We start from the raw sequence: 20,349 nt of genomic DNA on the forward strand, positions 1-20,349 counted from the left end.
TGCCTGCCAGCAGACAGGACGGACGCAATACCCATCCCAATTAATTAGCCCGGAGCGCCCTTTAATGGCGAATTTTTTTATCGATCGCCCAATTTTTGCCTGGGTGATAGCGATTTTGCTTTGCCTGACCGGCACACTGGCGATATTTTCCCTTCCCGTAGAGCAATACCCGCAGCTGGCTCCGCCTAATGTACGCATCACGGCGAACTATCCTGGCGCCTCAGCGAAAACGCTGGAAAACACCGTTACCCAGGTGATTGAGCAGAACATGACCGGGATAGACAACCTGATGTATATGTCTTCCCAGAGTAGCAATACCGGTCAGGCGACCGTTACGCTGACGTTTACCGCCGGCACCAACCCCGACGAGGCGCGCCAGCAGGTGCAGAACCAGTTGCAGAGCGCCGTGCGCAAGCTGCCACAGGCGGTACAGTCGCAGGGCGTAACGGTGACTAAAACGGGTGACACCAATATCCTGATGGTGGCATTTGTCTCAACGGACGGCAGCATGAAGAAACAGGATATTGCCGACTACGTAGCCAGTAACATCCAGGAGCCGCTGAGCCGCATTGACGGCGTGGGTGAAGTGGATACCTACGGATCGCAGTATGCTATGCGCATCTGGCTCGACCCCAATAAGATGATCAGCTACGCGCTGACCACCTCCGATATCGTCAACGCTATAAAGTCGCAGAACAGTCAGGTGGCGGTGGGCCAGCTGGGTGGGCTGCCCTCGGTTGACCGACAGGCGCTTAATGCCACCATTAACTCGCAGTCGCTGCTAACCACCCCCGAACAGTTCAGAAATATCACCCTGCGCGTCAATCCGGATGGTTCGGAGGTCAGGCTGGGCGATGTGGCCGAGGTCGGGCTGGGAGCTGAAAAGTATGATCTTCTCAGCCAGTATAATGGCCAGCAGGCCTCAGGGCTGGGGATCAAACTGGCCTCCGGGGCCAATGAGTTAGATACGGATAAGCGGGTGCGGGCGCGTATCGACGAGTTGTCCCACTATTTCCCCCCGGGCCTTGAGGCGAAGGTCGCTTATGAAACCACGCCATTTGTTACCGCATCCATTGAAGACGTGGTGAAAACCCTGATCGAAGCGATACTGCTGGTCTTCGTGGTGATGTATCTGTTTCTGCAAAATCTTCGTGCAACCTTAATCCCCACCCTCGCGGTACCGGTTGTGCTGCTTGGCACCTTTGCCATCCTCTCCGCCTGTGGATTCAGTATCAATACGCTGACTATGTTTGCCATGGTGCTGGCGATTGGACTGCTGGTAGATGATGCAATTGTGGTGGTTGAAAACGTTGAGCGAATAATGAGCGAGGAGGGACTTACGCCCCGCGACGCGACGCGTAAATCCATGGGGCAGATCCAGGGGGCGCTGGTGGGCATCGCGCTGGTGCTGTCGGCGGTATTTATTCCCATGGCGTTTTTTAGCGGTACAACGGGTGCTATCTACCGCCAGTTTTCGGTCACAATCGTTTCTGCAATGGTGCTGTCGGTGCTGGTGGCAATGATCCTGACCCCGGCCCTGTGCGCTACTCTGCTGAAACCGCTCGAAAAAGGTCATCATCATGGCCGGCGCGGTTTCTTCGGCTGGTTTAACCGGTTGTTCAATCGCAACGCTGAACGCTATGAGCGCGGGGTGGGGAAAATTCTCGCCAGGGCTGGTCGCTGGCTACTGCTGTACATGGCGATTATCGCCATTATGGTACTGCTTTTTCTGCATCTGCCCACCTCGTTTCTGCCGCTGGAGGACAGGGGCATCTTTACCACCCAGATACAGCTGCCGCCAGGATCGACTCTGCAGGAGACTAACCGGGTGGTTGATAAGGTTGAAAAGTACTATCTGACGCAGGAAAAAAACAATGTTGTGTCGGTTTTTTCCACCATCGGCGCTGGCCCGGGCGGTAACGGACAAAACGTTGCGCGCATGTTCGTGCGGCTGAAGGACTGGCAGGAACGTACCGGCGCCAGCAATTCCTCATTTGCCATTATTGAGCGGGCGACAAACGCCTTCCGCAATATCAAAGAGGGCCGGGTTATTGCCAGCAGCCCGCCAGCCATAACGGGTATGGGCAGCGCCGCGGGTTTTGATATGGAGCTACAGGATCATGCTGGAGCGGGCCACGCTGCGCTGATGAAGGCACGCGATCTGCTGCTGGCAAAGGCGGACGCCAATCCTTTGCTGACGCGTGTGCGCCATAATGGTCTGGATGACACGCCGCAGCTGCGGATAGATATCGACAAGCATAAGGCACAGGCGCTTGGCGTCTCACTGGACGATATTAACAACACGCTACAGACCGGCTGGGGGTCCACCTATGTTAATGACTTCCTGGACCGGGGCCGGGTGAAAAAAGTTTATGTTCAGGCTGCCGCCCCCTATCGCATGCTGCCGGACGATATCGGGAAATGGTACGTGCGCAACAGCAGTGGCAGCATGGTGCCGTTTAGCGCTTTCGCCACCACCGCCTGGGAAACGGGCTCGCCCCGGCTGGAACGCTATAATGGCTACGCGTCGCTGGAGATTGTGGGAGAATCAGTCCCCGGCGTGAGCACCGGTACCGCAATGGACATCATGCAAAAGCTGGTCAGCCAGCTGCCCGGCGGCATTGGCCTGCAATGGACCGGTGCCTCACTGCAGGAGCGAATGACCGGTTCCCAGGCCCCGGCGCTCTATGCTATTTCGCTGCTGGTCGTATTCCTTAGCCTGGCTGCGCTTTATGAAAGCTGGTCTATCCCATTTTCCGTGATGCTGGTGGTGCCGCTGGGCGTAATCGGTGCGCTGGTAGCCACCTGGCTACGTGGGTTGGAAAACGACGTCTATTTCCAGGTCGGACTGTTAACGGTTATCGGCCTGTCAGCGAAGAACGCCATTCTGATTGTTGAATTTGCTAACGATATGAACAGTCAGGGCCGCGCTCTGCTGAAATCGACCCTGGAAGCAGCCCGGCAGCGTTTACGCCCAATACTGATGACCTCGCTGGCCTTCATTTTCGGCGTACTGCCCATGGCTATCAGTAATGGCGCAGGTTCAGGTAGTCAGCATGCAGTGGGCACCGGCGTAATTGGCGGGATGATCTCGGCGACGATACTGGCAATATTCTTTGTGCCGCTGTTTTTTGTACTGGTTCGCCAGCGCTTTCCGGCCAGCGCGAAACCCGCAGGCGAGCAGAACAGATAACGGGATCCAATAGAAAAGGCAGCAACGGGGCTAATCTTCGCCAACTACGAGGCGAGGATTAGCCTGCCGCTGCCTTGCATTGGGTTCAGGTACGCAGAAAAGTGCCACCGCTACTTCCTTATCCCGGATGAAGATAGCGCGATATTAGCGCGCCAGCATCGCTTCTATAAATTCTTTCCAGTTCCCCAGTTCGACATCAATCATGCTACACCCCCGCGTTAAGATGGCTTTATTATAAGAATATTCCTAATTTTATAAATGCACTTTTACTCACTTACTGCTATCGGCAACGCTTATCAAAACTGTAATGGCGACGGCACCCGCGATAAGCGGTATGACCTGGGTTTCGGCCAACGGACAACTGGCATGACCTATGCGAAGGGTGAGGGTGAGGCGCAACTGAGACTGGAGGAAGAGGGGTTTATTACATCTTTGGATCGGGGAGCCTGAAGCGCTCCCTTATCGTTTACCTGGCTATGCAGGACACTATTTCAGCACAATGACCTTATCGTAACCCCCGCTTTCGCTGTCGATATGAGTCTTTGCATCAGGATGATCGGCCAGCACGGCCTCAACAATGTGGTTAAACTCTTCGCAGCGGCTCGGCTGCTTACGAATAATCACGATCGTAGACTGGGTCTCTTCTACCGTATGGGCAGAAGACGCTTTCATGTAGTTCATATTGTCCCTCCGTTGCTGAGTCTGCTGCTTTAATGATATCCCCGCCTTCCCTGCTGCCATGCAGGCGCATCCGATGTAGACTAACCGCCTGAACCGTCTTGAATAGTATAGAAAACCACAGAAAAAAGAAGGGAACCGTTATGCTTACAATGTATGGCATTAAAAACTGCGACACAATCCGAAAAGCGCGTAAATACCTTGAGGCACACGGCGTGGCGTATCAGTTTCATGACTATCGCGCAGAGGGTGTGGATGCGGCCCTGGTGCAAAAATTTATTGCTGCGCTGGGCTGGGAGGTGCTGTTAAATACGCGCGGCACCACCTGGCGTAAACTGAGCGACGAGCAGCGCAACGCGGTGAATAATGCCGACAGCGCCCTGGCACTGATGGTCGAACAGCCTGCCACGATCAAACGCCCGTTGCTCTGCGGCGCAGACGGCTCTATGCTGCTGGGTTTCAGTGAAAGCACCTATACGCCGTTTATCCAGGAGAAGCCGTAATTATGTTTTGTCCGGTCATTGCGCTGACGCAGCAGCTTATTCGACGCCCCTCCCTCAGCCCGGATGATGCTGGCTGCCAGGCCATTATGATCGAACGCCTGCGGGCGATGGGCTTCACCATAGAGCTGATGCCCTTTGGCGATACGCTAAATTTCTGGGCCTGGCGTGGGCAAGGCGAGACGCTGGCGTTTGCCGGCCATACCGATGTCGTCCCTCCCGGAGACGGCAACCGCTGGATTAACCCCCCCTTTGAGCCGACGATTCGTGACGGCATGCTCTACGGTCGTGGCGCAGCAGATATGAAAGGTTCGCTGGCGGCGATGATTGTCGCAGCGGAGCGCTTCGTCAGGGCTTTCCCTGACCACAAAGGCAGGCTGGCCTTTCTGATCACTTCAGATGAAGAAGCCAGCGCCACGTACGGTACGGTAAAAGTGGTCGAGGCGCTGATGGCCCGTCAGGAACGGCTGGACTACTGTCTGGTCGGTGAGCCATCCAGTACCGAAGTTGTCGGAGACATCGTGAAAAATGGTCGCCGCGGCTCCATGACCGCCAATCTGACTATCCACGGCGTTCAGGGACACGTTGCTTATCCTCATCTGGCCGATAATCCTGTTCACCGCGTGCTGCCCGCGCTAAATGAGCTGGTGGCGATTGAGTGGGATCGGGGCAATGAATTTTTCCCGCCCACCAGCATGCAAATTGCTAACGTGCAGGCCGGGACCGGCAGCAATAACGTTATTCCCGGCGAATGTTTCGTGCAGTTCAACTTTCGCTTCAGCACGGAGCTAACCGATGAGCAGATTAAACAGCGCGTAGAGGCGCTGCTGGAAGGCCACCAGCTACGCTATAGCCTGAAGTGGAAAGTCTCCGGGCAGCCGTTCCTGACGCCAACCGGGGATCTGGTGAATGCGGTGGTGAACGCCGTTGCGCACTATAATGAAATTAAGCCGCAGCTGCTGACCACTGGCGGCACCTCGGACGGCCGCTTCATTGCCCGAATGGGCGCACAGGTGGTCGAGCTTGGTCCGGTAAATGCCACCATTCATAAAATCAATGAGTGCGTTAAGGCGTCGGACCTGCAACTGCTGAGCAGGATGTATCAGCGTATTATGGAACAGTTAATCGCTTAAAGGAGTAGATATGGAATTATTGAAAGAGTACTGGTGGGTACTGGTCATCGTGGTCATGGTAGGCATACTGATGAACGTCTACAAAGACCTTAAGCGCATCGATCCCAAAAAATATCTGGATAATAAGCCCGATCTTCCTCCGCATCGTGATTTTAATGATAAGTGGGACGATGGCGATGACTGGCCGAAGAAAAAATAGGGTCCGGATTGAAAAATTAAGCGGCTTTACTCATTACGCAGTGGGCACAACGCTGCTGCAGTCGCGTATCATCGCCATTTCCGCTTTCAAACGCTGACTGCGCAACGCATCCAGCGCTTCCAGGGCCTGCTGGGTCTCCCGACGCCAGCCGGCCAGCAGCGCTTTACGCCCACTCAGCCCGTGCCGTTCGCAAAGTATGGCGGCTTCCACACCCTCCTCTACCGCCCCGTGCAGTAATGCCAAATCGACCACGCGGTGGTCCAGCAGACGCCCCAGCGATCCTACGCAGGCCTCAAGCGGACGCTGTGCCCACGCAAAGCCGGCCAGCTCATACCAGTCATCGTCACTAAGTCGCCGATCGGCTACAACCGGAAAGTCGAGGCCGGGCAGATCCATCCTTGTTTTCAGCCACGGCCAGTCGCGCGCCAGCCGCTCTGCTGCGCGGGTGCAAAGCGCTCTACCCCGATCGCTCACCGGCAGCATCGCCATGGCGGTATAGCAGCCGCTGCTGGCCTCTTTCTGACTGCCCAGCCGTATCAGAGAGAAGCCACATGCCTGCCAGAACGCCCACAGCGACGCCGTAAAGCCAAAACTGACCGAGAGAAAATCGAGCTGCCCGGCGTTGTGCAGGGTGCGCAGCACCATCTCCCGCCCTACGCCCTGACGACGCAGCGCGGGGGCGATGGCAATGCGGCTGATGCGACGCGAGCGCATCTGCGCGGCCTCTGCAAAACCCGCATGGGCCGCAAGCGACTGCGCAACCAGATTACCGCGCGGCCGACGAAAGCCAGCCCAGACGGCGTTGGATAGCGTATCCGACAGCCCGCCTTCATCCGTCAGCCACAGTGCCCCCTGGACCTGCCCGCCCTGTAACGCGGCGCTGAAGTGCATCCCCGGGGCATCCATCATCCGCCGCAGATCCAGCGGCGACGTACGATAGTGCGCGCTCGCCAGCAGCTGGTACATTTCCGGAAGCGGAGAAGGATTAAGCTGCCAGTCAGCCTGCTCAGGAAAAATATAGCAAACGTCGCCTGCTCCAGGTTCGGGTACGCTGTCTGCGAACAGCAGCGCATCTGCAGTAAAACGCTCGAGCGGATCGTCGGCGGCCCAGCGCAGCGGCTCGTCCAGCGTCAGCAGCGTTGCATCCGGAAGGGTGGCACAAAACTTCAGTAAAAAACCGCGCCCCGTTCCCTCATACCCCTGAAGCGTAGTGGTCAGCAACACGCGCGGATAAAGCCTGACCAGCCGGGTAAGAAGCGGCGTGGGGATGGCGGCCGCCTCATCGATCAGCAGCCAGTCGATGCCTGCCGGAAGGTCATCTGGAGGCATTTCCAGCAGGCGGTCCGGTGCGATAAACGCAAACTGTTCGCCCGCGAACTGCTCCAGCACGGCGGTTGAGACTTTTCCCGGTGCCGTAACCAGGCAGCGTCCAGGCCAGCGCGCGGCCAGCTGGCCCGCCAGCGCCGATTTCCCCCTGCCCCGAGAGGCAATCAGTACGAAAATCCCCGGTTCGCTGGTCAGCAGCCCGTTCAACAGCCTCTGCTGCTGTAGCGTATGCGTCGGCTGCCAGTCAGATTCTGTAGGAAGGGGAGAACCGGATGAGAAGTGAGAAGGCCTTGTAGCCTGCGGACAGACAGCCCCGTCGGGTAAGGCGGGCATCGGCATCGGCATCGGCATCGGTGAAGGCTGATCCGGCTGACAGAGCAGCGCAACGTCATTATCCTGCTGAATCAGCCGCTGTAGCCGCCGGATAAAGTTTGGCGCGGCGACAGGTGAATCACATTCACTCCAGCGCAGCGAATCGTTATCCGGTAGCGTCGGCCAGCTCTGCCAGGCGGGCACCAGCATCAGCAGCCAGCTCCCGGCTTCCAGCGTCCCGGCGAGTACCGCCAGCGCCTCGGCGTGAAAGCCCTGCCGCGCATCGAAAACCGCGTGACGAAACTCGCGCCCCAGTAGCGTGCGCAGCGCAGAAAAGGCGCAGTGCTGTGGGCTTTGCGGTTTATCGCCCAGCCACAGCCAGTCGCCTGGAAGCGCCTTGATCCACTGCCGTGCCTGCGCTTCTGCCCAGTCTGGCGCACCGCTTAATACCAGCAGGCGGCGCTTACCCTGCCGCTTAAGCTGTGCTGTGTGCTGCTGTAAGGCTTCATCCTGCTGCGTTAATACTTCAGTTGTAAGCTGTAAGGCTTCATCCTGCTGCGCGAACGCTTTCGCTGGCCGTAATGCGCTATCCGTGTGGCCAGGCGCGCCAGATTTCTCAGGCGGCATCTGGCTGTGCTGTTCCGGCGTTCGGCGTCCCGTCATGGATTACTGCGCAAAGGTATCGCATTGCCCCTGGTCGCCGCTGTCATAACCTTTTTTAAACCAGCTGTAGCGCTGCTGTGAGGTGCCGTGGGTAAAGCTGTCCGGCACCACGCGCCCCTGACTCTGCTGTTGCAGACGATCGTCACCAATCGCTTCGGCCGCGTTAAGCGCCTCCTGCAGGTCGCCCGGCTCCAGCACCTTTTCCTGCTGCATATAGTGCCCCCATACGCCCGCAAAGCAGTCGGCCTGAAGCTCCATTTTTACCGACAGCTGATTTACCTGCTTCTGACTGGCACCCTGCTGCATCTGGCGAACCTTCGGCTCAATGCCAAGCAGCCGCTGCACATGATGTCCGACCTCATGCGCAATCACGTAGCCCTGAGCAAAATCACCATCGGCGCCGAGTTTGTTTTTCATCTCGTCATAAAAGGAGAGATCGATATAAACCGTGCCGTCGTTAGGGCAGTAAAACGGCCCCATGACCGACTGTCCGGTGCCGCAGCCGGTTCGCGTGGCACCCCGGTACATTACCAGCTTCGGAGGCGTATAGGTTTTTCCCATCTGCTGGAAGATTTTCTGCCAGGTATCTTCGGTCGTCGCAAGGATAACCGAGGTAAACTTAGCCGCTTCATCCTGTTGTGGCGCAGACCGCTGCTGCTGCGCCGGTTGAGAAACGCTGGTTGAACCGCCACTCAGCAGCGGCGTTAAATCATAACCGTAATAGCCCGCGATCATCACGACGATCAGCAGAATAATGCCCCCTTTGCCGCGAGGGATGCGCATACGGCCTCCGCCCATTGAGGCGGGTTGATCATCACGGCGATCTTCTACATTATCGCTCTCACGACGCCCTTGCCAACGCATACACTACCCCTTGTTATTATCGCCCAGCGGCGGGTGCAGTGATTTTAGTCGGGAGAGCGGGCGAAAACCAGTCCGAAGGCTAATCACTGCCGCACAGTGCGAATGATGGCGTTATGCGGATGACCGACGGCTGCTGTCAGTCCTGCTTTAGCCCGGACTTCTGGCGACTGCGGTCACTCCAGCTTCAGCCCGGACTTCTGGCGACTGCGGTCAGTCCAGCTTCACGCCGAGACGACTGGCAACCTCTTCATACGCCTCAATCAACCCCCCCAGGCTTTGACGGTAGCGATCTTTGTCCATTTTATTCAGCGTCTCTTTGTCCCACAGCCGCGCGCCGTCCGGTGAGAACTCGTCACCCAGAACGACTTCACCGTTGAACAGGCCAAACTCCAGCTTGAAGTCCACCAGGATCAGACCGGCATCAGCAAAGAGTTTGCTCAGCACTTCATTGGCGCGATAGGTCAGTTCACGCATGCGCGCAAGGTTCTCTTTATTCACCCAGCCAAAGGTTTCACAGTAGGACTCATTCACCATCGGATCGTGCTTCGCATCGTCTTTCAGGAACAGATCGAATAGCGGAGGGTTGAGGACCAGCCCTTCCTCCACGCCGAGACGTTTAACCAGCGAGCCTGCGGCACGGTTGCGCATTACGCACTCTACCGGCACCATATCCAGCTTTTTTACCAGCGCTTCATTGTCTGAAAGCAGCGCTTCCATCTGGGTTGGGATCCCGGCTTCCTGCAATTTGCTCATAATGAAATAATTAAATTTATTGTTAATCATTCCCTTACGATCAAACTGCTCAATGCGTTCACCGTCCAGTGCTGACGTATCATTGCGGAACTCGAGAACCAACAGATCCGGATTTTCGGTGCTGTAGACGGTCTTCGCTTTGCCGCGATACAACTCAGCCAGTTTTTTCATCTTGTATAACTCCAGGCGTTAATTCGGGATTGAACAGAAATTACCGGTCACTATTCTATTATCTGCGGCGAAAAAATCGAAGCAATCGTTTACGCAGCGGCAAATAAAAAAGGCCGGACGTATCCGGCCTGATGATATTACTTGCTAAACGCGGCCTGGAAGACCGGCACCAGCGCATCGTTTTGCGACTGGGTCAGCGTGTGCCCTTTCGGATCGAGGAACTGCAGGCTGCTGCGGTTATCCAAATCGCCAACCTGTAGCTTATAGTCGCCACTGGTCAGCCCCGGATCTTTCGCACCCAGCTGGTCCCAGGTCTCGCTGTCAGGCGTTTTGTAGGTTACTTTCAGGCTGCCCTGGGAGTGATTTTTGTCGGTTACCTTCATGCCAACGCGCTCCAGCGCGGCGGGCAGACGTTCCCAGACGGTATTAAACGGCGCACGAATGATAAGGTCAGGCAGGCCGGTATCGTCAGCCCCGCTCTGAACGTCGATCTGCGTGGTACTGCGTTTTGCGGCAGCATCATCACGGAGGGTTTCGATTTTATCCAGTCCCATGCTCAGTTCATTCAGCATCTGCGCGGTGTAGCGCTGCTGCTGAACCGGCGAGTTAACGCCTTTATTTTCCTGCTGTAGTTCAAGCAGCCTGACGGTTAACGCCTGCTGGTAGCCCTGCTGCTGGACGCTTATCTGGTAGCGGCCACGATACTGATGGTCTTCATCCGCACGGTTCCACTGAACCCAGTCGGTCGTCAGCGTCTGGCTGGCGTCGGTGCGGCTGGCGATTGGATAGTTCCGGGCCTGTACCACGTCAATTACCTGCGGCCACAGTGCGCCGCTACGGGTGTTATCCAGCATCAGCACGCCTGAGTTGCCGGCAAACTGGGTACGCGCACCGTTAATCAGCGCCAGAGGCTGCGCCGGTGGGCGAATGTCCAGGGCCTTACCGACCGCGCCTTTACTGCTGACCGAAGGGATGTCGTAGTCACCGTTCTGCAACGGAAGGATCATTCCGGCAGGGGCATGCAGATCGCTGATATCCGCCGCTTTCAGATAGGATTCATCTCCGCTGACCTGACGCTTATAACGCTGATCGCTTGAGCAGGCTGCCAGCAGCATGACCAGTGACAGGCCAACGACTTTTGCGACCAAAGTTTTTTGTACTGAGTAAGCCATTACTTCTCCATAAATTTAAAGCAGACCCGCGTTTTTCAGCGCCTGCTCAACAACCGGACGACCGGCATCAGTCATCGGCGTCATTGGTAGACGCAACGTGTCGGTTGCAATTAATCCTAACTTTTTCGCTGCCCATTTGACCGGAACAGGATTAGGCTCAATAAATAGCTTCTGATGCAGATGCATCAGCCGCTGATTAAGGCGTCGCGCTTCTTTAAAGTTACCCGCTTTTGCGAGTTCGCACAGTGCAGCCATTTCACGTGCGGCGATATTTGCCGTAACGGAAATAACGCCCTGCCCGCCTAACTGCATGAAATCGAGGGCGGTAACATCATCGCCGCTGACAAGCACGAAATCATCTTCAACCCGCTCTTGGATCTGACTAACCCGCGATAAGTTCCCGGTGGCTTCCTTGATTCCGATAATATTTTTGATTTTCGCCAGTCGGCCCACGGTTTCGGGCAGCATGTCACAGCCGGTACGGGAAGGAACGTTATAGAGCATCTGCGGCAGATCGGTGCTTTCAGCAATGGCTTTGAAATGCTGATAAAGCCCTTCCTGAGTGGGACGATTATAGTAGGGGGTAACGGTCAGACAGCCAACCACGCCGCTGTTCTCGAATCGTTTCGTCAGTGATATGCCTTCTGCTGTGGCATTAGCACCGGTTCCGGCGATCACCGGAATGCGGCCATCGGCCAGTTCCAGGGTCATCATCACCACATCGCCATGTTCATCATGGCTGAGCGTGGCGGATTCACCGGTGGTACCTACCGAAACAATTGCCGAGGTTCCGCTGGCGACGTGATAATCAATCAGTTTTTTCAGACTCGCGCGGCAGACATGCCCTTTATCATCCATCGGCGTAACGAGTGCAACAATACTTCCCGTAAACATTAGCCATCCCCTCCATAAACAAGTGCTTCATGGTACGTTTGACCGCTATTGAAAAGCAAGCAGACAAGCCGCCAGGCCCCTTGGCAGAGGGTATTTTTTATGTTTACCTTACTGTTATCACAATTGCTAATTATCAACACGGACAGGAAGCATCATTTTGCCGCAGTCTCAGCTTCATCATCTGGCTATTACCGCCGTTGGCGTTGACCGACCGGGAATAGTAAACACTATTACCCGCCATGTTAGCAGCTGCGGCTGCAATATCGAAGATAGCCGGCTGGCTATGCTGGGTGAGGAGTTTACCTTTATTATGCTGCTCTCCGGCAGCTGGAACGCGATCACGCTGATAGAGTCAACGCTGCCGCTGAAAGGGGCTGAGCTCGAGCTGCTGATCGTGATGAAGCGCACGACGTTTCGCGCACGACCACCGATGCCTACCACGGTTTGGGTGCAGGTTGAGGTTATTGATTCCGCCCACATTATCGAACGCTTCACCGACCTGTTCTATTCCCATCAGATGAACATTGCTGAGCTGGTCTCGCGTACGCAGCCAGCGGCGGAGAATCAACCTCCCCTGCTCTACATTCAGCTGACGGCACAGAGTCCGGCTCATCAGGATGCCACATTCATTGAGCAGGCTTTCAACAAGCTATGTACAGAACTGAATGCGCAGGGCACTATTAACCTGGTCAAATATCCACAGCACGAAGAGAAAATGGAGAATAACGATGAATCCACTGAAAGCCGGTGACCTTGCGCCGAAATTTAGCTTGCCCGATCAGGATGGCGAACAGGTAAATTTGACCGACTTCCAGGGGCAGCGCGTTTTGGTCTACTTCTATCCCAAAGCGATGACGCCGGGCTGTACCGTCCAGGCGTGTGGCCTGCGTGACAGTATGGACGAGCTGAAAAAAGCGGGCGTCGACGTGTTAGGGATCAGTACCGATAAACCTGAAAAGCTGTCGCGTTTTGTTGAAAAAGAGCTGTTGAATTTCACCCTGCTTTCCGATGAGCATCATGAGGTTTGCGAGCAGTTTGGCATCTGGGGCGAAAAAACCTTTATGGGGAAAACCTACGACGGGATCCACCGCATCAGCTTTCTGATCGGTACCGACGGCAGGGTTGAGAAAGTGTTTGATGATTTTAAGACCGCTAATCATCACGATATCGTAATGGACTACCTGAAAGCCCTCTGACCGGGTGAAGGATGAACCCATCGCCGGGTGTGGGAAGTAAAACAGAAGGGCGAAACGCTTCGCCCTTCTGTCACGATCCATCACCGCTACGGCAACCGCCGCCTCTCATGTGGATGCTCTTCAGGCCAGGCGTGAACGACCGCCTTAACCAGCGTAGCCAGCGGGATGGCGAAGAAGACGCCCCAGAATCCCCACAGCCCGCCAAAAATCACCACGGAGAGGATAATCACCAGCGGGTGAAGGTTGACCGCTTCCGAAAACAGCACGGGGACCAGAATATTGCCGTCCAGCGCCTGAATGATCAGGTAGACGATGATCATCGTCCAGAAATCTCCGCTCAGCCCCCACTGCGCCAGGCCCACGCCAATCACCGGAAGAGTGACCGCAAGCGCTCCCACATAGGGGATTAATACGGAGAGCCCCACCAGCACCGCCAACAGCAGGGCATAGTTCATGCCAATAGCCAGGAAACCAATCCAGGTAGCGATCCCGACGACGACCATCTCCAGGACTTTGCCACGAATATAGTTTGAAACCTGCTGATTCATCTCTACCCATACCTGCCCCGCCAGCCCACGATTGCGCGGCAGAACACGACCAATGGCGGCCAGCATCTGCTCTTTATCCTTTAGCAGAAAGAAAACCATCAGCGGCACCAGCACCAGATAGATGGCCAGGGTCATCAACCCGACCAGCGAGGCGAGTGAATATTTCACCAGCTGATCGCCCATACCGCTAAGCCGACTGCGCAGGTTCTCCACCACGATATCAATAAGGCCGACGTCCATCAGCGTGGGGAAACGTTCCGGCAGGCGGGTGGCAAAATGGTACAACCCGGTCAGCATCGTTGGCAGCTCATGGGCAAGGTTGATACCCTGCTGCCAGGCGACCGGGGCTACGATCAGTACCAGCACCAGCAGGATCGAGGCAAATATCACCAGAACGATGCTGGCCGCCCAGGTACGCGAACAGCCCATACGTTCCAGACGCACGGTCGGCCACTCAAGCAGATAGGCCACCACCAGCGCCACCAGCAGCGGTGCCAGCAGGCCATTAAAGAAAAACAGGATGCAGAAGGCGGCAATCAAAATCGCCAGTAGCGCGATAGCCTGGGGATCGCTGAAACGGCGGCGATACCACTGTATTAACAGGTCGAGCATGGCGTAAATCCTTGCGTACTAAAAGTGGCGGGAGTGTACCTGAAACGGGCTGCCGCTGTCGCGTGGCAGAAGACCGGCGCTTAGGGCGCAGTCATCCAGCAGGATTGACTCATTTTCACACAGTTACGTCCGGCATTTTTCGCCTGATAGAGCGCATCGTCCGCCTGCTTAAACGTCCGTTCCATCGGCATGTCATCCGCAGACCATAGCGCCACCCCAATCGAAATGGAGATGCTGCCAACGATGTCCAGCTTCTGCTGCTCATTTTTCTGCCGCACCCGTTCAGCAATGGCCGCCGCCATTTCGCGATCGGTCCCGGGCAGGATCATCAGGAACTCCTCGCCGCCGCTGCGACAAACGACATCGGTCTGCCTTGAGCTGCTAACCAGCTGCCGGGCCACTGTTCTTATCACCTCATCACCCACGTCGTGGCCCCAGGTATCATTCACCCGCTTGAAATTATCAATATCTAACGCCAGTACCGCAAAAGGCTGGCGCGTAGCAAGAAAGTACTCCAGCACCGCATTCAGTCCGCGGCGATTAAGCAGTGACGTCAGCGGATCGGTCTGCACCTCAAATTTCAGGCGGCCTATTTTTTCCTGCAGCATGCCGATACCGGCAAGTAAGGCACGCTTAATCTGCGAGGCTTCATAGTACCAGGATCGAATGTCTTTGATCTCGCCGGATACGCCCTGTACGTCCATCTGGCTGGCTTTGCGGGCAAGCTGCCATAAAGGCAGGGCGATCAGCCGCGCCAGAATCCAGGCACACACCAGCGTCAGTAAGGCAAACGGCACCGAATGCTGCAACACCTTCAGCAGCAGGCTGCTGAGTGGCGCGAGCGTGGCCTGCGTCGGCTTCATCGCAACGATGGTCCATCCTGCTGTCGGCACGGTCGCATAACCCGCCAGCATTGGCTGACTGCCTGCCGGAACGAGCTGTTCGGAACCGTTGCCGTTCGCTTGCGGCTGCCTGATTAGGGGCGGAATTTTCTGCCCGATTAGCCTGCCGTTTTGGTGATAAAGCACGCGGTTATCATCATCGACCACATACAGTGACGATCCGTCACGATAAAATTGTTCACCCAGTAGCGCATTGAGAATGCTCTTTTTCTTCAGGTAGATCGTGCCGCCGACAAAGCCGAGGTAGCGTCCATTTTTCGCCCGGACAGGCCAGGAGACGAAGACCATCAGATTATTAGCCGCCGAAATGCTCGGGCGTGATATCAATGGCTTACGCTCTGAAAGCGCCTGCGCAGTAGCCGCCGTTTTCAGGTGCATACCTTTCAACATCAGCGACTCTGGTGAGATGGCCCTGACCCAGCCGCTGGCATCGACAATGGCGACGGAGTTAAAGCTGTTAGTCTGCTGCCTGAGGCGCTCAACTTCGCGCTGAAGCGCCCTGTCGCTATCCTGCTCGGATCCCAGTATTTTCGCACTATAAGCAAGCTGCGACTGGGCCAGTTGAAAAAACATTTCGGTCGTGGATGCCAGCTTGGTGGCGTAGACGCGGTTAGACTCCAGCGTATTATTGATCAGCACTTCACGCTGTACGCGCCAGGTGGCATACAGCGAATTAGCCAGCGTAATGACAATGCTGGTGATGGCTAACAAGGTAATAAGCGTGCGCAGGTCCGTTTTAGGCCGACTCAGCCTCAACATAGACCCACCTCAGCGAGACGTTTCATGTAGTGCGCCTTATTCTTATCTGTGCGCGTTTGTCTGGAATTTGTGTTATGCCCTGGTAAAGCACGGCGCTGATTGTACACCTTTCATGCTTTTTGGGAATATTTGAACGCTTTACCACGCAATAAACTCCCCCGCTTTGCAGGTTCGTTTAGATTCCGGTAAGTGTGCCAGAGGGAACGAGGCGGGTCGGTGACCCGCCGGAGAGAGTGAAACCGCGAGATTACATAGCGAGGAAAGCGTAACCCTGGTTTTCCAGCGTGGAAACAGTTGTCGGGCTGGAGAGGGCATGGGTCACAGATTTATCAATCCAGTCGCGCTGGAAGTGGTGGAACGCGACGGACTGGTCGCATACCGAAACATCAACGCCGCTGGCCCGCAGCTCGCTAATCAACTTGAGATTTGGATTATCAATACCGAACATTTTCTTGTAGTGGGCATTATTCAGCATCGCGGGGGTGCCGTCCCCGGTGACCGAGACCACAAACTTCAGCTTGTCCGCCGGCACGCCGGAAGCGACGTAAAGATTGACCACGCGCGCAACGCGTTGCAGCCCCAGATTAGGATCGTTAGGGCCATTCTCAGCTTTAGTAATTTGAAAAACGACCTTATTACTGTCACCCACCGCTGGTTTATACGCCGCGTCAGATTCGTAATGAATTTTCCCATACCCATCGACCGTCGGCGTGGTCCAGAATCCGGCGGGATCGGCTGGCTCACTGCTAAAGCGCTCGCTAATTTTTGTTGCTATTTCAGGTGCCTGAGAAAAACTGGCACCAACAAAACCCGCAACGACGGCGATTAAAACATAGGATACTACTGGACGCATGAAATGCTCTCCACTCAGGACAAGGAGCCAAACGGCTGATAAATAAAATAAGCAGGAATTCGCAAAACCTCTGCCGTAAAAGAGATATACCACAGCAATAACGGAATGTTTGCAGTGGTTTATTCTGCGAATTTGCGGCTGGTTACAGGATGAAACACCTGCTGTACCCTTATCACGTATAAAATGAATAGTTTCAGCTGACACATTAAAAATTGCCGCTCCACCCGTAAAAGGAGCATTAATATTGGACTCTACTAATGGCTTCGCGGATATCAGCGGATAAAGAAGGGTAAAACGGAAATAACTGGACCTGTTTCCTTTTTTTCTGACAAATCACTGGATCGGTAAATTTAAGACTCAGCAAAATAATCAATAGATTTTCTTATTATTTTCATTAAGGCAACAATCTGACGGGTGAAAGTTTTTCAGACTATACCTAGTCAATTTTCATGCCATCATCAAATTAATTGAATAAATTTACCTAACTTTAATTTTGACCCACTCGAACTCCGCTATTTATCCCCCCATTTCACCCCGTAAACCACGCTGCCGGGATTATGATACCCCCTCCCCAGCGAGGGTGAGAAGCCTGGGTCAGTGGCACAGGCGACCCCTGACATCTGCCCACCGCTACCTGTTCAAATTTTCCATACAAAAAAGGCCTTTCTGAACATTTTGCTTACTGAATTGTTCCCACTGGCCGTTTCCTTCACGTTTCACCTTCATTTACTATAGATTGATGTCACGATAGCCGGAGGGTTGCCGCAAAGCGTGCTATCCGTTTCCGACCACACCGATCTTCATTGCGATGAGATTCAGGATGCTAAACCGTTTTAAACAATGCGCGATTGCGTCGTTACTGTTATCACTCTCGGCCACCGCTGTTCCTGTGTCAGCCGACATCAGCGATAACCTGCCGGAAATCGGGACCACGGCGGGCGGCACGCTGTCGATTAATCAGGAGCTGGCAATGGGCGATTTCTACGTTCGCCAGCTTCGCGGCAGTACGCCACTGATTAATGACCCGCTGCTGAATGACTACATTAATCAGCTGGGACAGCGGCTGGTTGCCCACGCCTGGTCGGTGAAAACACCGTTTCACTTCTTTCTGGTCGATAACGATGAAATAAACGCCTTCGCCTTTTTTGGCGGCAACGTGGTGCTGCACTCTGCCCTCTTTCGCTACACCGACAACGAGAGCCAGCTGGCCTCGGTGATGGCGCATGAAATTTCTCACGTTACCCAGCGCCATCTGGCGCGGGCAATGGAGCAGCAGCGGCGTGACGCGCCCCTGACCTGGGTGGGCGCATTGGGTTCTATCCTGCTGGCGATGGCCAGCCCGCAGGCAGGCATGGCGGCGCTCAGCGGCACGCTGGCGGGATCGCAGCAGGGCATGATCAGCTTCACCCAGCAGAATGAGCAGGAGGCCGATCGGATCGGCATCCAGGTGCTGCAGCGCGCAGGATTCGATCCAGAAGCGATGCCGGACTTTTTACAAAAGCTGGCCGATCGCTCACGTTTTTCGTCCAAACCCCCGGAAATCCTGCTGACCCACCCGCTACCCGACAGTCGGCTTACCGATACGCGCAACCGGGCGGATCAGATGAAACCGGTAGTGGTACAGTCTTCTCAGGATTTTTACATGGCTAAAGTACGAACGCTGGGCATGTACTCACGGGGCGATAATCAGCTCAGCGACGACCTGCTGGATACGCTGAACAGGGGCAACAGCCGGGAGCAGACTGCGGCACGCTATGGCAAGGCGGTGCAATTTTTACAGGCAAAAAGCTTTGATAACGCACAGAAAATCATTGCCCCGCTGCTGGCAAAACAGCCGGATAATGTCTGGTATCTGGATATTATGACCGACATTGATATCGGCCTGAAGCAGCCCCAGCGGGCCATCGCGATGCTCCAGGCGGCGCATGCAGCCAGCAGCAACCCGGTGGTTCAGCTCAACCTCGCCAACGCCTATGTGGAAGCAAAACAGCCCGCCGCAGCCAGCAGGATCCTTTATCGCTATACCTGGGCGCATAAGGACGATCCGAACGGCTGGGATCTGCTGGCCCAGGCCTGTGCCGACCAGGGGCTAACGGATGAGGAGCAGGCCGCCCGCGCTGAAAGCATGGCGCTGAACGGCCAGCTGGACCAGGCTATTCGCAGCCTCAGCAGCGCCAGCGCCGCCGTCCCCCTGGGGAGTCTTAAACAGGCGCGCTATGACGCGCGTATCGATCAGCTGCGAATGCTCCAGCAGCGTTTCCGCCAGTATCAGCGCTCATAAGCATTGAGCGCCACGCGGATAGCCATCCCGGTTTTTGCATCAGACATTTAACGGCTGATGAATTGCGCCGACGGTCAGGGTAAAATTACCCACATTATTAAATAATCAATCCGGTGATAATATCATAATTTAACATGGTGTTTACGCCGGTGATATATATGTCGTTTAACTGCGGATGGTAAGATACGTAGCCATGATTAATGCCCCTCTATTTATAAATTATGGTGGTAAGCATGAAAAAAAAGACAGGTCTGACCGTCCTTATTGCCGGGCTAATTATGAGTGCAACGGCTCTGGCGGATAGCCACAGCATTTCGATCGGTTACGCTCAGAGTAAAGTGCAGAATTTCAAGAATATGCCCGGCGTTAACCTACAATACCGCTATGAGTGGGACTCGCCGGTGAGTTTACTCACATCGTTTACCGCATTGCAAAATGACGAGGATGAATCAGGCAACTTGATGGGTATCAAAACCCACGATCATGTTAAAGCGGAATATTATTCTTTGATGGTCGGCCCGGCCTGGCGTCTTAATGATTATATCAGCCTGTATGCACTGGCCGGTATGTCGCACAGTACGATGGAGCGCAACGCCCGTGATTATGACTATCATGGCAATCCGGAACGCATTAACTTTTCCGACGGGTCTAATGCCTTCGCCTACGGTGCCGGCGTTATTTTTAACGTAACGGAGCATGTTACTTTTAATGCAGGGTATGAAGGTTCACGCTCCCGTGTTGAAGTGCAAAAACGTTCAGTTAATGGTGTAAACATCGGAATTGGCTACCGATTCTGACAAGGATGCCCCTCAGGGAATAACGGGATAACTGGTTTTATTGCAGGTGATAACGGGCAGGTATGAGGGGAGTCCCCCCGGGGGATTATCCCATATTTGTGGTTCGCTATTTTTAGCAATAAACTCGCTTTTACTCATCTACTCATCTCTACCGTTTCGGTTATAATATACCGGCACTAAGCTTATCGTTTTCCTCATCACAACCTGTTAACTTTAAAGATAAACCTTGTAATTAATAGTGCCGATTCATTTTACCCCCCTCCCCATAATCACCTTATAGCGCCGTTACCCTTAATAGAGAAATTAATGTAAAACCCTCTTGCAACCTGAGCCACCCAAATTACTGAAAATTATATTTAAAGTTATTTAAAAATATTACAGTCTCTGTTTTCTTTTCATAAGGCTATTCCTAAATAGTATTTTTATCGATAGCGAGCATTAACTGCCGATAGACATTCCAGCGGCTAAATGATGTTATTTCATCCAGCAAAAAGCAATTTTGCGCGTCCGAAAATAGTTATTACCACAAAAAACGCCTTAAAC

18 protein-coding genes are annotated in these 20,349 nt (G+C 54.7%); 8 read left to right on the top strand and 10 right to left on the bottom strand.

Annotated features, from left to right (window positions below; genetic code table 11):
- Window positions 1-64: 64 nt before the first annotated feature.
- On the top strand, window positions 65-3,193 hold the full coding sequence (acrD, locus tag ACLRGG_RS13705) for a multidrug efflux RND transporter permease AcrD (RefSeq protein ID WP_416250299.1): 3,129 nt from the start codon (window positions 65-67) through the stop codon (window positions 3,191-3,193).
- A 144-nt stretch (window positions 3,194-3,337) separates the two neighbouring features.
- Here the strand turns inward: acrD and ypfM are convergent, their stop codons facing one another.
- Window positions 3,338-3,397 (bottom strand): protein YpfM, encoded by a 60-nt coding sequence (gene ypfM / locus ACLRGG_RS13710; protein WP_156485018.1) that lies wholly within the window; start codon window positions 3,395-3,397, stop codon window positions 3,338-3,340.
- Window positions 3,398-3,679: 282 nt separating this feature from the next.
- Window positions 3,680-3,874 carry a hypothetical protein gene (locus ACLRGG_RS13715; protein WP_416250300.1) on the bottom strand — a complete coding sequence of 65 codons (195 nt, stop codon included), beginning with the start codon at window positions 3,872-3,874 and terminating at the stop codon, window positions 3,680-3,682.
- A 140-nt stretch (window positions 3,875-4,014) separates the two neighbouring features.
- Here ACLRGG_RS13715 and ACLRGG_RS13720 point away from each other — a divergent pair, with 140 nt between their 5' ends.
- The 3 genes from ACLRGG_RS13720 to ACLRGG_RS13730 are packed head-to-tail and all read left to right on the top strand — an operon-like array spanning window position 4,015 to window position 5,703.
- Window positions 4,015-4,374 carry an ArsC family reductase gene (locus ACLRGG_RS13720; RefSeq protein ID WP_416250301.1) on the top strand — a complete coding sequence of 120 codons (360 nt, stop codon included), beginning with the start codon at window positions 4,015-4,017 and terminating at the stop codon, window positions 4,372-4,374.
- A 2-nt stretch (window positions 4,375-4,376) separates the two neighbouring features.
- The gene (dapE, locus tag ACLRGG_RS13725; RefSeq protein ID WP_416250302.1) at window positions 4,377-5,504 is read left to right on the top strand and encodes a succinyl-diaminopimelate desuccinylase; all 1,128 of its coding nucleotides are present in this window, start codon (window positions 4,377-4,379) and stop codon (window positions 5,502-5,504) included.
- Window positions 5,505-5,514: 10 nt separating this feature from the next.
- A complete protein-coding gene (locus tag ACLRGG_RS13730; RefSeq protein ID WP_067708119.1) occupies window positions 5,515-5,703 on the top strand; it encodes a YpfN family protein in 189 nt (62 codons plus the stop codon).
- A gap of 33 nt (window positions 5,704-5,736) precedes the next feature.
- Here the strand turns inward: ACLRGG_RS13730 and ACLRGG_RS13735 are convergent, their stop codons facing one another.
- From ACLRGG_RS13735 to dapA, 5 genes are all read right to left on the bottom strand, one after another.
- Window positions 5,737-8,004 carry a tRNA(Met) cytidine acetyltransferase TmcA gene (locus tag ACLRGG_RS13735; RefSeq protein ID WP_416250303.1) on the bottom strand — a complete coding sequence of 756 codons (2,268 nt, stop codon included), beginning with the start codon at window positions 8,002-8,004 and terminating at the stop codon, window positions 5,737-5,739.
- A gap of 3 nt (window positions 8,005-8,007) precedes the next feature.
- A complete protein-coding gene (ypfJ, locus tag ACLRGG_RS13740) occupies window positions 8,008-8,868 on the bottom strand; it encodes a KPN_02809 family neutral zinc metallopeptidase (RefSeq protein ID WP_416250304.1) in 861 nt (286 codons plus the stop codon).
- A 210-nt stretch (window positions 8,869-9,078) separates the two neighbouring features.
- A complete protein-coding gene (gene purC, locus ACLRGG_RS13745) occupies window positions 9,079-9,792 on the bottom strand; it encodes a phosphoribosylaminoimidazolesuccinocarboxamide synthase (RefSeq protein ID WP_416250305.1) in 714 nt (237 codons plus the stop codon).
- Window positions 9,793-9,929: 137 nt separating this feature from the next.
- Window positions 9,930-10,964 (bottom strand): outer membrane protein assembly factor BamC, encoded by a 1,035-nt coding sequence (bamC, locus tag ACLRGG_RS13750; protein WP_416250306.1) that lies wholly within the window; start codon window positions 10,962-10,964, stop codon window positions 9,930-9,932.
- A 15-nt stretch (window positions 10,965-10,979) separates the two neighbouring features.
- Complete coding sequence (dapA, locus tag ACLRGG_RS13755) at window positions 10,980-11,858, bottom strand: 4-hydroxy-tetrahydrodipicolinate synthase (protein WP_416250307.1); 879 nt, start codon at window positions 11,856-11,858, stop codon at window positions 10,980-10,982.
- 154 nt (window positions 11,859-12,012) lie between these two features.
- Here dapA and ACLRGG_RS13760 point away from each other — a divergent pair, with 154 nt between their 5' ends.
- Entirely contained in the window at window positions 12,013-12,609 is a 597-nt protein-coding gene (locus ACLRGG_RS13760) for a glycine cleavage system transcriptional repressor (protein WP_416250323.1), read from the top strand.
- Window positions 12,587-13,054 carry a thioredoxin-dependent thiol peroxidase gene (bcp, locus tag ACLRGG_RS13765; protein ID WP_416250308.1) on the top strand — a complete coding sequence of 156 codons (468 nt, stop codon included), beginning with the start codon at window positions 12,587-12,589 and terminating at the stop codon, window positions 13,052-13,054. The genes ACLRGG_RS13760 and bcp overlap by 23 nt, the downstream gene beginning before the upstream one ends.
- 86 nt (window positions 13,055-13,140) lie before the next feature.
- Here the strand turns inward: bcp and ACLRGG_RS13770 are convergent, their stop codons facing one another.
- The 3 genes from ACLRGG_RS13770 to ACLRGG_RS13780 all read right to left on the bottom strand — a co-directional run bounded on the left by ACLRGG_RS13770 (window position 13,141) and on the right by ACLRGG_RS13780 (window position 16,728).
- The gene (locus tag ACLRGG_RS13770) at window positions 13,141-14,214 is read right to left on the bottom strand and encodes an AI-2E family transporter (protein ID WP_416250309.1); all 1,074 of its coding nucleotides are present in this window, start codon (window positions 14,212-14,214) and stop codon (window positions 13,141-13,143) included.
- Between the two features lie 80 nt (window positions 14,215-14,294).
- Window positions 14,295-15,875 carry a sensor domain-containing diguanylate cyclase gene (locus ACLRGG_RS13775; protein WP_416250310.1) on the bottom strand — a complete coding sequence of 527 codons (1,581 nt, stop codon included), beginning with the start codon at window positions 15,873-15,875 and terminating at the stop codon, window positions 14,295-14,297.
- Between the two features lie 247 nt (window positions 15,876-16,122).
- Complete coding sequence (locus ACLRGG_RS13780; RefSeq protein WP_416250311.1) at window positions 16,123-16,728, bottom strand: DsrE family protein; 606 nt, start codon at window positions 16,726-16,728, stop codon at window positions 16,123-16,125.
- An 820-nt stretch (window positions 16,729-17,548) separates the two neighbouring features.
- On the opposite strand from ACLRGG_RS13780, the gene bepA reads away from it, so the two are divergent.
- Both bepA and ACLRGG_RS13790 read left to right on the top strand, forming a co-directional pair.
- Window positions 17,549-19,009, top strand: a complete 1,461-nt coding sequence (gene bepA, locus ACLRGG_RS13785; protein ID WP_416250312.1) for a beta-barrel assembly-enhancing protease — start codon at window positions 17,549-17,551, stop codon at window positions 19,007-19,009.
- A 233-nt stretch (window positions 19,010-19,242) separates the two neighbouring features.
- Window positions 19,243-19,806, top strand: a complete 564-nt coding sequence (locus tag ACLRGG_RS13790) for an Ail/Lom family outer membrane beta-barrel protein (RefSeq protein ID WP_416250313.1) — start codon at window positions 19,243-19,245, stop codon at window positions 19,804-19,806.
- Window positions 19,807-20,349 lie beyond the last annotated feature (543 nt).

The organism is Erwinia sp. PPS120 (genome assembly GCF_047918655.1).
GTDB classification, from domain to species: domain Bacteria; phylum Pseudomonadota; class Gammaproteobacteria; order Enterobacterales; family Enterobacteriaceae; genus Erwinia; species Erwinia tasmaniensis_A.